The 15,766-nt window shown below is 70.4% G+C and carries 12 protein-coding genes and 1 other RNA gene; 12 read left to right on the forward strand and 1 reads right to left on the reverse strand.

Annotation, left to right across the window (positions count from 1 at the left end):
• Positions 1-2: 2 nt before the first annotated feature.
• From ffs to KYX17_RS00155, 10 genes are all read left to right on the forward strand, one after another.
• An RNA gene (gene ffs, locus KYX17_RS00110) (signal recognition particle sRNA small type) lies at positions 3-93 on the forward strand.
• 59 nt (positions 94-152) lie between these two features.
• A complete protein-coding gene (locus KYX17_RS00115) occupies positions 153-749 on the forward strand; it encodes a rhomboid family intramembrane serine protease (protein ID WP_243224524.1) in 597 nt (198 codons plus the stop codon).
• A gap of 140 nt (positions 750-889) precedes the next feature.
• Complete coding sequence (locus tag KYX17_RS00120) at positions 890-1,468, forward strand: hypothetical protein (RefSeq protein ID WP_243224525.1); 579 nt, start codon at positions 890-892, stop codon at positions 1,466-1,468.
• Between the two features lie 55 nt (positions 1,469-1,523).
• Positions 1,524-3,638 (forward strand): phosphate acetyltransferase, encoded by a 2,115-nt coding sequence (gene pta, locus KYX17_RS00125; protein ID WP_243224526.1) that lies wholly within the window; start codon positions 1,524-1,526, stop codon positions 3,636-3,638.
• Positions 3,635-4,855 (forward strand): acetate/propionate family kinase, encoded by a 1,221-nt coding sequence (locus KYX17_RS00130; protein WP_243224527.1) that lies wholly within the window; start codon positions 3,635-3,637, stop codon positions 4,853-4,855. The genes pta and KYX17_RS00130 overlap by 4 nt, the downstream gene beginning before the upstream one ends.
• A 240-nt stretch (positions 4,856-5,095) precedes the next feature.
• The gene (locus tag KYX17_RS00135; protein ID WP_243224528.1) at positions 5,096-5,980 is read left to right on the forward strand and encodes a carbohydrate ABC transporter permease; all 885 of its coding nucleotides are present in this window, start codon (positions 5,096-5,098) and stop codon (positions 5,978-5,980) included.
• Positions 5,977-6,912 (forward strand): carbohydrate ABC transporter permease, encoded by a 936-nt coding sequence (locus KYX17_RS00140; RefSeq protein WP_243224529.1) that lies wholly within the window; start codon positions 5,977-5,979, stop codon positions 6,910-6,912. The genes KYX17_RS00135 and KYX17_RS00140 overlap by 4 nt, the downstream gene beginning before the upstream one ends.
• 42 nt (positions 6,913-6,954) lie before the next feature.
• Positions 6,955-8,292, forward strand: a complete 1,338-nt coding sequence (locus tag KYX17_RS00145) for an extracellular solute-binding protein (protein WP_243224530.1) — start codon at positions 6,955-6,957, stop codon at positions 8,290-8,292.
• Between the two features lie 46 nt (positions 8,293-8,338).
• On the forward strand, positions 8,339-10,585 hold the full coding sequence (locus KYX17_RS00150; protein WP_243224531.1) for an FAD-dependent oxidoreductase: 2,247 nt from the start codon (positions 8,339-8,341) through the stop codon (positions 10,583-10,585).
• A 64-nt stretch (positions 10,586-10,649) separates the two neighbouring features.
• Positions 10,650-11,528 carry a LacI family DNA-binding transcriptional regulator gene (locus KYX17_RS00155; protein ID WP_243226134.1) on the forward strand — a complete coding sequence of 293 codons (879 nt, stop codon included), beginning with the start codon at positions 10,650-10,652 and terminating at the stop codon, positions 11,526-11,528.
• A gap of 1 nt (position 11,529) precedes the next feature.
• On the opposite strand, the gene KYX17_RS00160 is transcribed toward KYX17_RS00155, so the two are convergent.
• Positions 11,530-12,330, reverse strand: coding sequence for a DeoR/GlpR family DNA-binding transcription regulator (locus KYX17_RS00160; RefSeq protein ID WP_243224532.1), 801 nt, complete (start codon positions 12,328-12,330; stop codon positions 11,530-11,532).
• A gap of 166 nt (positions 12,331-12,496) precedes the next feature.
• Here KYX17_RS00160 and KYX17_RS00165 point away from each other — a divergent pair, with 166 nt between their 5' ends.
• Positions 12,497-13,276: a beta-phosphoglucomutase family hydrolase gene (locus tag KYX17_RS00165; RefSeq protein ID WP_243224533.1), complete on the forward strand. Its 780-nt coding sequence runs from the start codon at positions 12,497-12,499 to the stop codon at positions 13,274-13,276.
• Positions 13,273-15,756, forward strand: a complete 2,484-nt coding sequence (locus tag KYX17_RS00170; RefSeq protein ID WP_243224534.1) for a glycoside hydrolase family 65 protein — start codon at positions 13,273-13,275, stop codon at positions 15,754-15,756. Before KYX17_RS00165 ends, KYX17_RS00170 begins: the two co-directional genes overlap by 4 nt.
• Positions 15,757-15,766 lie beyond the last annotated feature (10 nt).

The raw sequence follows: 15,766 nt of genomic DNA on the forward strand, positions 1-15,766 counted from the left end.
CCAGCCCTCCGCGTGACGGCATCCAGGCCAATTCCCCCAGGACGGAAACGTAGCAAGGGTAACCGGGCTCTGCCGGGTGCGCGGAGGGTCTTTCCGTCCCCGGGCGCCGTCGCTTTCAGCATCCTCCTGGCAGGCACTGACAGGATCACGACGTGACCACTCCCTCGGCCCCCGCGCGACGCGGACTCGTCGCGCGCTTCGCGTCCCCGGTGATCCTGCTGGGGCTGATGTGGGTCGTCCAGACGGCCGACGCCGTTCTTCCCGGATCCTTCACGGGCTTCGGACTGCGGTCGTGGGACCTCTCAGGGCTCGGCGGGATCGTCGTCAGTCCGCTGCTGCACGCGAGCTGGACGCACCTGATCGCGAACTCGCTGCCCTTCCTGGTGCTCGGCTGCCTCGTCGCGATCGAGGGGGCCGCGCGCTTCTGGCTCGTGACCGCGATCGTGGCGCTCGTGGGCGGGGCCGGCACCTGGCTCGTGAACGCCCCCGGCACGCTCACGGTCGGAGCGTCGGTGCTCGTGTTCGGATACTTCGGCTACGTCGTCGTCCGGGTGTTCGCGCCGGGGAGGGTGTCGCATCGCATCGGCTACGCCGTCATCGCGATCGTCGTGATCGCCCTGTACGGCACGGCCATGGTCGCCGGCGTCTTCGGCGCGGCCGACGGCGTGTCCTGGCAGGCGCACCTGTTCGGCGCCGTCGGCGGTGCGCTCGCCGCCTTCGCGGGACGCCCGAGGAGTGCGGGGGCGTGAACCCGAGAAGGACGCGGTCGCGCCGGGCAGCCTCGAAGGGGCGGAGCACGGCGAAGCGCCGCGGATCACGCCGGGGGACGGCGAAGAGGCGCCCGAGCGGCCGCCGACGCCTCAGTGCGCGCGAGCGCGCGTCGCGGCGCGTGCGGCGCACCCGGCTGCTGCGCCGCATCCTCATCGGAGCGGGCGCGGCCTCGGCGGTGGTGGCCCTCGCGGTGCTCGTGCCGCTGTCGACAGCACAGGCGCCGGTGTGCGCATCGGAGCCGGCGACCTTCCCCGCGGCGGGTGTCGAGGGCTGGGAGGGCGAGCAGCTCGAGAACGCCGCGACCATCGTGCTCACCGCCCGAGGGCTCGGCTTCGGGCGGGACGGGCAGGTGGTGGGCGTGATGGCGGCCATGGGGGAGAGCTCGCTGCGCGCGATCGAGTACGGCGACTGGGAGACCGCCGGGGTCACCAATCCCGACGGATCGCGCACGACGAGCATCGGCCTGTTCCAGCAGCAGGAGTGGTGGGGCAGTGCCGAGGAGCGCCTGGACCCGGCATCCTCGGCCGCCCTGTTCTTCGACCGGCTCGCGCGGCTGCCGGGCTGGGAGGACATGGAGCCCTCCCACGCCATCCACCGCGTGCAGGTCAACACCGATCCCGAGCACTACGCCCGGTTCCAGGAGGATGCCGAGGCGGTCGTCGACGCGCTGTCGGGCGCCTGCACGCCGACCGACTGAACTTCTCCGGCCGGCGGCCCTCCGCCACGGGGACGAACGCGCATAGGCTGGGAGCGTGGCGCGGAGCATCTACATCACCTCGGCCGAGGGGCACACCGGGAAATCCACGATCGCCCTGGGCGTGCTCGATGCGCTCATGCGGGTGACGCCGCGCGTCGGGGTGTTCCGCCCGATCGCGCGATCGTCGGCCGAACGCGACTACGTCCTCGAACTGCTGCTCGCCCACGACGGCGTCCAGCTCGACTACGAGGACTGCATCGGCGTCACGTACGACGACGTCCGCGCGGACCCCGACCGCGCGCTGTCGACGATCGTCGCGCGCTTCAAGGCGGTCGAGGCGCAGTGCGACGCCGTCGTCATCATCGGCAGCGACTACACCGACGTCGGAAGCCCCGCCGAGCTCGGGTTCAACGCGCGGATCGCCGCGAATCTCGCCGCCCCCGTGCTCCTCGTGCTGTCCGGCCGCGACCAGCAGCACCGGGCCGAGCAGCTGGGCACGACCTCGGCGCGGACGCCTGCCGCCGTCAGCCAGCTCGCGGCGCTCGCGCTGGCCGAGCTCGCCACGGAGCGCGCCGAGCTGTTCGCCGTGATCGTGAACCGGGCGGATCCGGATGCCGCGCAGGACACGATCGACGCCGTGCACGCCGTCCAGTCCGACGCCACGCCCGTCTGGGCGATCCCCGAGGACCGCTCGCTGGTCGCGCCGTCCATCCGCGGCATCCTGTCCGCCGTCGAAGGGCGGCTCGTCAAGGGCGACGACGCCCTGCTCACGCGGGAGGCGCTGAGCGTCGTCGTCGCGGGCATGTCGATGGTGAACGTGCTTCCCCGGCTCACGCCGGACTCGGTCGTGATCATCCCCGCCGATCGCACCGAGGTGCTGCTGGCGACCCTGCTGGCGGATTCCTCGGGGACGTTCCCCTCGATCGCCGGCATCGTCCTCAACGGCCCTTTCCCGTTGCCCGAGTCGATCGAGCAGCTCCTGGACGGGCTGGCGTCCCGCGTGCCGATCATCGCGACGGATCTCGGCACCTACGAGACCGCCGTGCGGGTGATGGGCGCACGGGGCCGGCTCGCGGCGGATTCGCGCCGTCGCTATGACACGGCGCTCGGGCTGTTCCAGACGCATGTCGACATCTCCGAGCTCACTCGTCAGCTCGGCCTCGCCGAGGCGACGGTCGTCACGCCGCTCATGTTCGAGTACGCGCTGATCGAACGCGCGCGGTCGGATCGCAAGCGCATCGTCCTGCCCGAGGGCGACGACGACCGCATCCTGCGCGCCGCGGCCACGCTGCTCGCACGGGATGTCGCCGACCTCACGATCCTCGGCGACGAGAGCGCGATCCGCGCACGCGCGGTGGAGCTCGGCGTCGACATCGCCGAGGCGCAGATCATCAGTCCGACGGACCCGGAGCATGTCGAGCGCTTCGCGGCCGAGTACGCGCGACTGCGCGCCCACAAGGGAGTGACCGTCGCGCAGGCCGCCGACACAGTCACGGACGTGTCGTACTTCGGGACCATGATGGTCCATCTCGGGCTCGCCGACGGCATGGTCTCCGGCGCCGCGCACACCACGGCGCACACGATCCGCCCCTCGTTCGAGATCATCAAGACGCGTCCGGGGGTGGACGTCGTCTCGAGCGTGTTCCTCATGGCCCTCGCGGATCGCGTGCTCGTGTACGGGGACTGCGCCGTGATCCCGGATCCGACGAGCGTGCAGCTCGCCGACATCGCGATCTCGTCGGCGCAGACCGCGCGGCAGTTCGGCATCGATCCGCGCGTCGCCATGCTGTCCTATTCGACGGGGGAGTCCGGGTCCGGAGCGGACGTCGACAAGGTGCGCGAGGCGACCGCCCTCGTGCGGGAGCGCGCCCCGGAGCTGCTCGTGGAAGGGTCGATCCAGTACGACGCGGCGGCTGACGCCGCGGTCGCGAAGGCGAAGCTGCCGGAGTCGGCGGTCGCGGGGCGAGCCACGGTCTTCGTGTTCCCCGACCTGAACACGGGCAACAACACCTACAAGGCGGTGCAGCGCTCCGCGGGGGCCGTCGCGATCGGCCCGGTGCTCCAGGGGCTCAACAAGCCGATCAACGACCTGAGCCGCGGAGCCCTGGTGGAGGACATCGTGAACACCGTCGCCATCACCGCGATCCAGGCGCAGGGCGGTGCGGCATGAGCGTCGTCCTCGTGATCAACAGCGGCTCGTCGTCGCTGAAGTACAGCCTGATGGACATGCAGCGGGAACTGCCGCTCGGCGAGGGGCTGATCGAGCGCATCGGACAGGAGTCCGGGGACATCACCCACACGGTGCGCCGCGTGTCCGAGGGGGAGGCGGCGCCTGCCGTGCTGGACCGGAAGCACCGCAGCGCGCGCCGGATCGCCGATCATGACGAGGCGTTCGCCGTCATGCTCGAGCAGTTCGCCGAGCACGGCCCGGTGCTCGAGGAGCATCACCCCGTCGCGGTCGGACACCGCGTCGTGCACGGGGGTGCGCGCTTCTTCGCCCCGACCCCGATCGACGCCCTGGTCGAGATCAACATCGAGGACCTGTCCGAGCTCGCCCCGCTGCACAACCCGGGAGCCGTCGCCGGCATCCGGGCGGGACGGCGCGCGTTCCCGGACGTGCCGCACGTCGCGGTGTTCGACACCGCCTTCCACCAGACGCTGCCACCCGCCGCCTACACGTACGCGATCGACAAGGCGGTCGCGGAACGGCATCGTGTGCGGCGCTACGGCTTCCACGGCACGAGCCACAAGTTCGTGTCCGAGCAGGCGGCGGCCTTCCTCGGCCGCCCGCTCGCCGAACTGCGGCAGATCGTCCTGCATCTCGGCAACGGCGTCTCGATGACGGCGATCGACGGCGGGCGCTCGGTCGAGACGTCGATGGGAATGACGCCGCTCGAAGGGCTCGTGATGGGCACCCGCTCAGGGGACATCGACCCGGCCGTGCTGCTGCACCTGTCCCGCCGTGCGGGAATGAGCATCGACGACCTGGACGCGCTGCTGAACAAGCGCAGCGGCCTGCTGGGCCTCGCGGGGCGCAGCGACATGCGTGACATCCTCGCGGGCGTGGAGGACGGGGAGGATGCCGCGACGCTGGCGTTCGAGGTCTACATCCATCGGCTGCGCGCCTATGTCGGGGCCTACGTCGCCCAGCTCGGAGGAGTGGACGTCATCTCGTTCACAGCGGGCGTGGGGGAGAACGCTGCGCGGGTGCGCGGCGAGACGCTGGCGACCTTCGGCTTCCTCGGTCTGGAGATCGATCCCGAGCTCAACGAGCGGCCCAGTCCCGGCATCCGTCGCATCTCGACCGCCGGCTCGAGCATCGAGGTCCTCGTCGTCCCGACGAACGAGGAGCTCGAGATCGCCCGTCAGGCCCTGAGCCTGGTCTGAGCGGCACGGCTCGCCCGCCCCACGGTGCGGAGCGTCGGTCCGGCGTGCCCGCGCAAAACGCTCGAAGTAAACAGATAACAACAGGTTCGAACACTCTGTTACCCAAGCGTTACCGCCTCGAATTGACCTGATCCGCCCGCTCCGCGATGCTTGAGCGGCACCCTTCCGGGATCTGCCCCGCAACAGCGATCGAGTCCGCACAGAGACGTGGGAAACATGACTTCACAAACAATCACAGAAGTGAACAAGCCGAGACGCATCTCGGACAAGCTGTTCGCCTTCCTCCTCGTCGTCCCGGGACTCGCACTGCTCGCCGCGGTGGTCGTGTACCCGTTGATCACGAGCCTCATCACGGCCTTCTTCGAGCAGAGCCTGTTGTACCCCGGACGCGAGTTCGTGGGACTGCAGAACATCATCGACGTGCTGCAGGGCGAGTTCCTGACGCTGTTCGGACAGACGATGGTCTTCACCCTGGGGACCACGCTCCTGCCCTTCGTCATCGGGTTCGCCCTGGCGCTCGCGCTGAACACCCGCATCGCCGGTTCCAAGGTCATGCGCGGTCTGATGCTGATCCCGTGGCTGGTCCCCGGCGTCGTGGTGTCCTTCCTGTGGATGTGGATCTTCAACGCCAACTACGGCGTCATGAACGCGCTGCTGCAGGCGCTCGGCCTGATCGACGAGCCACAGGCCTGGCTGGCGCAGCCCGGAACGGCCATGCTGGCCGTCATCATCGCCAAGACGTGGCAGTCGTTCCCGTGGATGATGGTGATGCTCCTGGCCGGCCTGCAGACGGTGCCCCGCGAACTGCACGAGGCCGCTGAGATCGACGGCGCAGGCACCGTCCGCCGCTTCTTCGCGATCACCGTTCCGCAGATGCGCGGCATCATCGGCCTCGTCCTGCTGCTGGAGTTCATCTGGAACTTCCAGCACTTCGACATCATCTACGTCCTCACCGGCGGCGGCCCGGCCGGCAGCACCCAGACCTTCGCCACGGCCGTGTACGAGACCGCCTTCCAGGGCTTCGACCTCGGGCACGCCGGCGCGCTCGGACTGCTCTGGCTGCTGCTGCTGATGATCCTCGTCGTGGTGTACGTGCGCTTCTCGGAGAAGGGGGAGAGGAAATGACCGCCACTCTGCTGCCGGAGACCCCGGCGTCCCCCGACGCCACCGCCGCCCAGGTGCTCCCGGCGCGGCGCACCCGCAGGCCGCGCCCCGCCTCCGCCGAACGCCGCGAGCGGCCGGGCGTGCGGATCGCGGCGTGGATCGCCGTCATCGTCTGCGGCGGATTCGCGCTGCTGCCGGTGTACTGGCTGCTCGCGACGTCGCTCACCCCGAAGACCGAGGTCTTCTCGTACCCGCCCAAGATCTTCCCGACCGAGATCTCCTTCGAGGCGTACGCGTCGCTGTTCACCAACCCGCAGCTGTTCGTGTACCTGCAGAACAGCGTCATCGTGTCGGTGATCACCGCGATCCTGTCGGTGCTCGTCTCGGCGTACATGGGGTACTCGTTCTCCAAGTTCCGCTACACCGGCCGCCGGTCCCTGATGTACTTCGTCCTGGCGTCGCAGATGTTCCCGCAGGCGCTGCTGCTGGTGACGCTCTACACGGTGTTCTCGGCGTACAACCTCCTCAACACCTACACGGCACTGGTGCTGTCCTTCACGACCTTCACGCTGCCGCTGTGCGTGTGGATGCTGAAGGGGTTCTTCGACACCATTCCGGACGAGCTCATCGAGGCGGCCCGTGTCGACGGCGCATCGCGGCTTCGGATCATCCACTCGATCGTGCTGCCGCTCTCGGCGCCGGGACTGGTGGCCGCGGGGCTGTTCGCCTTCGTCCGCGGCTGGAACGACTTCATCTTCGCCCTCACCCTCGCCGGTCCCGAGAAGCAGACTCTGCCGCCCGGTCTCGTCAACACGTACGTCGGCGAAGCCTCCACGGCGTGGCCCGAGCTCATGGCCGCGTCCCTCGTGGTGTCGCTTCCGGTCGCCGTCGCCTTCATCCTGCTCCAGCGCTTCCTCGTCAGCGGCATGACCGCCGGCGCGGTCAAGGGCTGATCCGCCCACCTCTCCGCACGACACATCGACAAGGAGGACGATATGTCCGATTCATCCCTCATGAGCATCGAGTTCAGCAGGCGCCGCGCCCTGCAGCTGTTCGGCATCGGCGCCGCGGCGGTGACCCTGGCCGCCTGCGCGCCGACCGGCACGGGGTCGGGCACCGGCACGGGCCCGGCGAGCGGCTCCGCCGCCGGCCTGAACGGCGCGGACCCCACCGACTTCTCCTTCGCGTCCTGGTCCTTCACCGAGGAGGCCGCGGCGCCCGCGCTGGAGGCGATCGTCGCGTCGTACCAGGACAAGCAGTCCGTGACGGTGGACGACGTGTCCTTCCCCTACAACGAATACTTCAACCAGCTCATGCTGCAGGTGCGCGGCGGGCAGTTCACCGGCGCCGCGCACGTGGACGTCGCGTGGCTCGGATCGCTCGCCGCGCTCGGCAAGCTCCAGGACCTCTCGTCTCTCGCGGAGGGCAGGGGATACACGGATGCCGCGCTGAAGGCCGCCCAGTTCGACGGCACGCAGTACGCGCTGCCCTGGACGATCGGGGCCATCGGGCTGGTCACGAACGCGGAGATCCTGGCGAAGGTCGGCGTCGCCCCCGAGGAGTTCCCGACAACGATCGACGCCTACGAGAAGACCCTCAAGGACCTCAAGGGCCTCGGCGGAGGTCTCATCCCGTACGCGGCGTCCACGAAGGCGGCCCAGCTCAAGGACATCCTCATCTGGATGCAGACCTTCGGGAGCCCCCTCGTCGACGGGGGCACCGTGACGATCGGCGACGACGCCTCGATCGAGGCCGTCACCTGGTACAAGGGCCTGTACGACCAGGGGCTCATCGCCGCCGACGTCGACCGCTTCGATGCCCGCTCGCTGTTCGCGCAGGGCCGGGCCGCCATCTACGACGACGCCCCGGTGGGCCGCAACGCCGTCGTCGGCGAGTCTCCGGACCCCGATCTCGCCGACAAGCTCGCCCCGGTGTCGCGTCCGGTCCTGAAGGACGGCGACACTCCCCGCGCCCTGGTCTGGGGCGGCGCCATCGCCGTCGTGGACGGCGACGGGGCGCCCACGGCCGGCGACTTCGCGCAGTTCGCGACCAGTGACCTGGACACGGTGCTCGCGGACTACGCCGTTCGCGGCCTGCCGCCCGTGACCACCGAGGCGCAGGAGTCCGCGGTCGTGAAGGACGACGTGTTCGGCACGCTGTTCAGCGAGCGCATCACCGCGACGGCGACGTCGAACCCGTTCTGGGCGTTCACCAGCTACTCGCAGATCGAGACCGAGATCGCCGAGCAGGTGCAGGCGGTCCTGGTCGGCTCCGCGACTCCCGCCGACGCGATGAAGGCGGCCGGCGAGGCCGCCCAGAAGCTCATCGGCTGACCCGGCATCCGCCCCGCACACACCCCACAGGAAGGAACCCATCGTCATGCGCACGCAGTCCGTCGAGACCGACGTCGTCGTCGTCGGAGGAGGTCTCGCCGGCGTCGCGGCGGCCGTCTCAGCCGCCCGGCTCGGACGGCGCGTCGCACTGATCGGGAACCGGCCGGTCCTCGGAGGGAACTCCTCCTCCGAGGTCCGGGTGTGGGTGTGCGGGGCGACCGCGCACGGCAACCAGCGCTGGGCGCGCGAGACCGGGGTCATCGGGGAGCTGTACGTCGAGAACCAGTACCGCAATCCCGAGGGCAACCCGATCCACTGGGATGACGTGGTTCTGGACGCCGTGCGGGCCGAAGACAACATCGAGCTCTTCCTCAACACCGACGTGCGGGAGGTCGCGGCGCACGGGCCCGAGGAGGCGCGCGTGATCGACGCGGTGACGGGGTGGACCATGGGCTCCGAGATCACGACGACCTTCACGGCCCCGGTGTTCCTGGACTGCACCGGCGACGGGCTGGTCGGACACCTCGCCGGCGCGCGCTACCGGCTCGGCAAGGAGGGCAGGAGCGAGTTCGGCGAGGACTGGGCTCCGGAGGAGCCCAAGCGCGAGTTCCTCGGCTCGACGCTGCTGTTCTATTCGAAGGACCTGGGGCGCCCCGTGGACTTCGTCGCGCCGGATTCCACCATCGACATCACGCAGACGCCGATCCCCGAGTCGCGCATCATCCGCTCCGGCGACAGCGGCGCTGCCTACTGGTGGGTCGAGTGGGGCGGCGAACTCGACATCGTGGACGACAACGAGCGCATCCGCGACGAGCTGCGCGGCGTCATCCTCGGGATCTGGGACTACATCAAGAACTCCGGACGCTTCGACGCCGAGACCCTCGACCTGGAGTGGATCGGCAACATCCCCGGCAAGCGGGAGTATCGGAGATTCATCGGCGACTACACGCTGCACCAGGGCGACATCGTCGGCCAGACCTCGTTCGAGGACGGCGTCGCCTTCGGCGGCTGGTCGATCGATCTGCACCCGGCGGGCGGGATGTACGCGACGGGGTCGGGCGCCGTGCAGCGCTTCTCGAACGGGGTGTTCGAGATCCCCTACCGCTCGCTCTACTCGCAGAACGTCGGCAACCTGCTCATGGCCGGCAGACTCGTCTCGGCCACGCACATCGCGTTCGGCGCCGCCCGCGTCATGGCCACCTGTGCGGCGATGGGAGAGGCGGCCGGCACCGCCGCGGCGATCGCCGTCGCGGAGAGCACGACGCCGCGCGGCGTCCACGATAGCCATCTGGCGCGGCTGCGGCAGACGCTGCTCCGTCAGGACGCGACGCTCATCGGCGTGGCGAACGATGACCCCGACGATCTCGCCCGCCGGGCGACCGTCACGGCGTCCAGTCACACGCGGAGCATCGCCACGGGGGAGGAGGGGCAGCCCCATCCGCTGGCCGACGACCTCGGCATCGTCGTGCCGGTGAGCGAGGAGCTCGGAGGTCTCTCGCTGCACCTGGAGAGCACAGCGGACACGACCCTCGTCGTCGAGGCGTACCTCACGGATCTGCCGCAGAACGTGATCCCGGTGCACCGCGTGGCGGCGGCATCCGTGCCGGTCATGGCGGGCGGTGCACGGTGGATCGACGTCGAGCTGCCGTACGCCGCGGATCGTCCGCGCAACGTGATCGTCGTCGTGCGGGCGGACCCCGCCGTGACCGTCTTCACGACGACGCAGCTCCCGCCCGGCGTCCTCACCCTCGTCCACCGCGTCGACAACGACGACCAGAACGTCGAGATCAGCCGGGACGAGCTCATCGTGCAGTGGCCGACCAAGCCGCTGCGCGGGCGCACGGTGCTGTTCCGCGCCTACCCGGAATCGGCCGTGCTGGCGCCGGAGCGCGCCACGAGCGGATACAGCCGTCCGTACGACGGTCCGAACATGTGGGCGTCGGAGCCGATGTCCGAGGGGCGCGACGAGTGGCTGCGCCTGGACTGGGACGAACCGGTCACCGCGCGGGAGGTCCGTCTCGTCTTCGACGACGACGTCGACCTCGAGCTCAACACCCTGCATCACCATCGCAGTCCCGACCGCGTGATCCCGCAGCTCGTCAGGGACTACCGGGTCGAGGTGCAGTCGGAGGCCGGATGGGTCGTGGTGGCCGAGGTGGCCGGCAACCGCCGCCGCCAGCGCGTCCACGCGCTCCCCGACGACCTCGGCGCGTTCTCCGCCGCCCGGCTCGTGATCTCCGCGACCAACGGCGCCCGGGAGGCGCGGGTGATCGCCTTCCGGGTGCAGAGGTGAACGGCCGGTGGACGGTAGCGTGAGATCCAGGAGCATCTCGGCGAGGAGCGGGACCGTGAACGAAATGCGGGCGCGACGCAGCGCACCGGTCAGCCGGCGCGAGCGCACCGGCATCGTCGCGCTCGCCGTCCCCGACCTGAACGAACCGTACTTCGCCGAGCTCACGTCCCTGTTCGTCACGCGGGCGCACGAACGCGGGCTGTCGATCCTCATCCAGCAGACCGCCGGCGGACACGAGCGCGAGGTCGACATCGCCAACGGCGTGGGGCTGCCGCCCATCGACGGGCTCATCCACATCCCTCGTTCGCTCACCGTGGGCGACCTGACCCGGCGCACCGCGCCGGGTCCCATCGTGCTGCTCGGCGAGCACATCCAGGTCAGCCCGTTCACGCATGTCACGGTGGACAACAAGGCGGGCACGGATGCCGCGACCGCTCACCTCGCCGCGGCGGGCTGCCGGAGAGTCGCCTTCGTGGGGCGGCGCGACGCGCGCCCGTCGGACGCGGCCGACCAGCGCTTCGCGGGATACCGTCAGGCCGTGGCGCGGCTGGGCCTGAGCGAGGACGTCGAGCTGATCGCGACGGTCGACGCCTTCACCCCTGAGGAGGGGCGTCGGGCGATGTCCGAGATGCTCGGCCAGGGGGTGCGCTGCGACGGTGTGGTGTGCTCCAACGACTCGCTCGCCTTCGGAGTGCTCTCCGCTCTGCAGGACGCCGGCCTCGTCGTGCCCCGGGACGTCGCGGTGATCGGCTTCGACGACGTGCACGCGGCGCGGTTCTCGACGCCGGCGCTGTCATCGGTGGCGCCCGACGACAGCGCTCTGGTGGAGGCCGCTCTGGACGAGCTGGAGCGTCAGATGAGCACCCCGCCCGGCATGGACATGCCGGTGCGCAACGTCGTCGTGGGCGCCCGCATCGAGTCCAGGGCATCGACGGCGCGCTGACTCATTGCGCGGCAGGCTCCTCGAGCGGCGCCAGCGTCAGCGCCACGTGCTCGGAGAGCTGCCCGGCGGCCTCGGAGTCGAGTCCGTCGTCCATGATCAGGCGGTCGACATCGTCGACGTCGGCGATCGTCGTGAGTCCGACGGCGCCCCACTTGGCGTGATCCGCGAGCACGACCGACGTGCTCCCGGTGGCGATGAGCGCACGATCGGTCTCCGCCTCCAGAAGGTTCGAGGTCGTGAGTCCCGCCTGCAGGTCGACCCCGCGCACCCCGAGGAAGACGAGGTCGCAGTGCAGGACCTCCAGCGCTCGGACCGCGATCGGCCCGACCAGCGCGTCGGCCGGCGTCCGAACGCCTCCGGTGAGGACCACGGTCTGCGTGTAGGGCTCGTCGGCGCGATCCGGCCGGGCGAACACGTCCGCGACCGGAAGGGAGTTCGTCACGATGGTCAGATCGGGGATGCCGCGCAGCGCCTGGGCCAGCGTCCAGGCGGTGCTCCCGCCGGAGAGACCCACGGCCATGCCCGGCTCGACGAGGCCGGCCGCGCGGCGCGCGATCGCGCGCTTCTCGGCCACGTGCAGGCGCGCCTGGGACGTGAAGTCGGCATCCACGCGGTCGGTGATCCGCGGTGTGGTGGCGCCACCGCGCACCCGGTCGATCACGCCCTGTTCCGCGAGCACGTCGATGTCGCGCCGGACCGTCATCTCGCTGACCTTCAGCGCGGTCGCGAGCGCCGACACCTGCGCGGCACCCGCGCGGCGCACCTCGGACACGATGCGTGAACGGCGTTCGGCAGCGAGCACCTGGACCCCTTTCGATCTGCACGTCAGTCTGCCATGCGGCGAGGGGCGGCCTGCGGACGGAAGACGCGCGTGCCCGGCGTGGCGTCCGGCTCGGACGCGCACTACGCTGACAGAGGCACACGGAGGTGCCGGCCCGAACTCCCTCGGATCCCCCTTGGAGGCACGCGTGTCCGACACCCTTCCCGACCTGCGCACGACGTCCGGCGTCCTGTTCGACCTGGACGGCGTCCTGACGCCCACCGCCGAGGTGCACATGCGCGCCTGGAAGGCCGTCTTCGACGACGTGTTCGCCCAGTGGGGCATCGCACCGGCCTACACGGACGAGGACTACTTCGCCTACGTCGACGGCAAGAAGCGCTACGACGGCGTGGCGAGCCTGTTGCGCAGCCGCAACGTCGAGATCCCGTGGGGGTCGGTCGAGGATCCGCCGACGGCGGAGACGATCTGCGGGATCGGCAACCGGAAGAACGCCGCGTTCTCGGCATCCCTGCGCGCCGAGGGGATCGCCCCGTATCCCGGCTCGCTCGCGCTGCTCGAGCACCTGCGCGCGGCCGGGATCCGGATGGGCGTGGTGTCGAGCTCCAAGAACGCCGAGGAGGTGCTCGCCTCGGCCGGCATCCGCGACTTCTTCGAGATCGTGGTCGACGGCGTCGTCGCGGAGCGCGACGCACTCGTCTCCAAGCCCGCCCCGGACATGTTCGCGGCGGGCGCCGCAGCACTCGGCGTCGACCCCGCCTCGGCGGCCGCCGTCGAGGACGCCGTGGCCGGCGTCGCCTCGGCCGCAGCCGCCGGATTCGCGTCCGTCGTCGGCGTCGACCGCGGCGCCGGGCCCGACGCGCTGCGCGAGGCCGGCGCCACGAGTATCGTCGATGACCTCGCCCGGCTCCTCCCGCCCTCCCCGGAGACCGCTGGCGACGAACTGAGCGACTGGAAGGAATCGAAGTGATCGATCGCGACCGCTTCCCCGTCGACCCCTGGCGTCTGGTCGAGACGCGCTACACGGAGGACGGCGTCTCCGAGACGCTGTTCGCCGTCGGCAACGGCTACCTGGGTCTGCGCGGCAATCACATCGAGGGACGCGGCGCCCACGAGCACGGCACCTTCATCAACGGGCTGCACGAGACCTGGCCGATCCGTCACGCCGAGCAGGCGTACGGCTTCGCGGAGGTCGGGCAGACGATCGTCAACGCGCCGGACGCCAAGGTCATGCGGGTGTACGTGGACGACGAGCCGATCTCGTTCGACGAGGCGGACGTCCGCGAGTACTCCCGCGTCCTCGACATGCGCACCGGCATCCTGACCCGCGACCTGGTGTGGGAGACCCCCTCCGGAAAGCGCGTCCGGATGCGCGACGAGCGCCTGGTGAGCTTCGAGGAGCGCCACCTGGCCGTGCTCCGGCTGGACGTCACGGTGGAGAACGCCGACGCGCCGGTCACGATCAGCTGCCAGATCCTCAACCGGCAGGACGGCGGGAACGTGTACGGCGGTACGCCCGCGGCCGCGCAGAAGGCGGGCTTCGACCCGCGGCGCGCCGAGAAGATCACGCAGCGGGTGCTCCAGCCTGTGGAGTACTGGCAGGACGGGCTGCGCTCCGCGCTGTCGTATCGCGTGACCGAATCGGGGATGACGGCGGCTGTGGTCGCCGATCACATCATCGAGACCGACAACGACTACAGTGCGCGTCAGCTCATCGAGCAGGACATCGCGAAGAACGTCTTCCGGGTGCAGGCGAAGGCCGGCATCCCGATCCGGATCACCAAGCTCGTCAGCTATCACACGTCCCGCGGCGTGCCGGCGCGCGAGCTCGTCGACCGCTGCCGCCGCTCGCTCGATCGCGTCGCCGTCGAGGGCGTCGACGCGCAGTTCCGCGCCCAGACCGACTGGCTCGACGCGTTCTGGGAGCGCAGCGACGTGCGCATCGAAGGTCAGGACGCCCTGCAGCAGGCCACGCGCTGGTGCCTGTTCCAGCTCGCGCAGGCCTCGGCGCGCGCCGACGGGGCCGGCGTCCCCGCCAAGGGCGTCTCGGGGTCCGGCTACAGCGGCCACTACTTCTGGGACACCGAGATCTACGTCCTGCCGTTCCTCACGTACACGTCGCCGCAGTGGGCGCGCAACGCGCTGCGCGCCCGCGTGCTGATGCTGCCCGCGGCGAGGCGCCGCGCCGCCCAGCTGAACGAGGCGGGGGCTCTGTTCCCCTGGCGCACCATCAACGGCGAGGAGGCCTCGGCGTACTACGCGGCGGGTACCGCGCAGTACCACATCAACGCGGACGTCAGCTTCGCGCTCGGCAAGTACGTGCGCGCCACCGGGGACATCGACTTCCTGCGCCGCGAGGGCGTCGACATCGCGGTGGAGACCGCCCGGCTCTGGGCGACGCTCGGATTCTGGCGCGGGACGAACGGGGACGCCACGTTCCACATCCACGGCGTCACCGGACCCGACGAGTACACCACGGTCGTCAACGACAATCTCTTCACGAACGTCATGGCCCGCTACAACCTGCGCTACGCCTCCCGGGTCGTCCGCGAGATGGCCGCGAGCGATCCGCGCGCGTTCGACGCGCTCGTGGAGCGCACCGGCCTCGACGCCGGCGAGCCGGATGCCTGGGAGCAGGCAGCCGCGGCGATGTACATCCCCTTCAGCGAGAGCCTCGGCATCCACCCCCAGGACTCGCTGTTCCTCGAGCGCGAGGTCTGGGACCTCGCGCACACGCCCGACGATCAGCGTCCGCTGCTGCTGCACTTCCACCCCCTGGTGATCTACCGGTTCCAGGTGCTGAAGCAGGCGGACGTCGTGCTCGCGCTGTTCCTGCAGGGCAACCACTTCACGGATGCCGAGAAGCTGGCCGACTTCGAGTACTACGACCCGCTCACCACAGGCGACTCGACGCTGTCCGCAGTCGTGCAGGCCATCCTCGCGGCCGAAGTCGGCTACCAGGACCTGGCCAGGGAGTACTTCGAGCAGTCGCTGTTCGTGGACCTGGGCGACCTGCACCACAACGCCGCGGACGGCGTGCACGTGGCGTCGGCGGGCGGCGTGTGGACCGCTCTCGTGAGCGGGTTCGGCGGCATGCGCGATCACGGCGGCGAGCTGAGCTTCGACCCCCGTCTGCCGGTGGACTGGCCGTCGCTGTCGTATCCGCTGCAGTGGCAGGGGACCGCGCTGGACGTGCACGTGACGCGCGACGAGCTGAGGGTGAGCGTGCGGGTCGGTGACCCGGTGCCGTTCACGGTGCGCGGTGCGTCGTACACGGCCGCCGAGGGGGCGGACGTCGTCGTGCCGCTGGCCGACCAGGGGCCGGTGATCCCCGGGCGGCCGACGCTGCGGAAGTTCGCGGATGCGCGTCGCGACGACGGCACCCTCATGTCGGCCTCGGTCCCGGTCGTCACGAGCGCGATCCCGGTGATCACGGGTTACCCGGACTGACCCGGCCGGC

The sequence above is a fragment of the Microbacterium sp. CIAB417 genome, from assembly GCF_022788845.1.

Bases quoted from the DNA above. Each gene is read 5' to 3' on its own strand.
- KYX17_RS00155 (WP_243226134.1), top strand. From the start codon at position 10,650: ATGCGGGCGCGACGCAGCGCACCGGTCAGCCGGCGCGAGCGCACCGGC.
- KYX17_RS00145 (WP_243224530.1), top strand. From the start codon at position 6,955: ATGTCCGATTCATCCCTCATGAGCATCGAGTTCAGCAGGCGCCGCGCC.
- KYX17_RS00140 (WP_243224529.1), top strand. From the start codon at position 5,977: ATGACCGCCACTCTGCTGCCGGAGACCCCGGCGTCCCCCGACGCCACC.
- KYX17_RS00150 (WP_243224531.1), top strand. From the start codon at position 8,339: ATGCGCACGCAGTCCGTCGAGACCGACGTCGTCGTCGTCGGAGGAGGT.
- KYX17_RS00130 (WP_243224527.1), top strand. From the start codon at position 3,635: ATGAGCGTCGTCCTCGTGATCAACAGCGGCTCGTCGTCGCTGAAGTAC.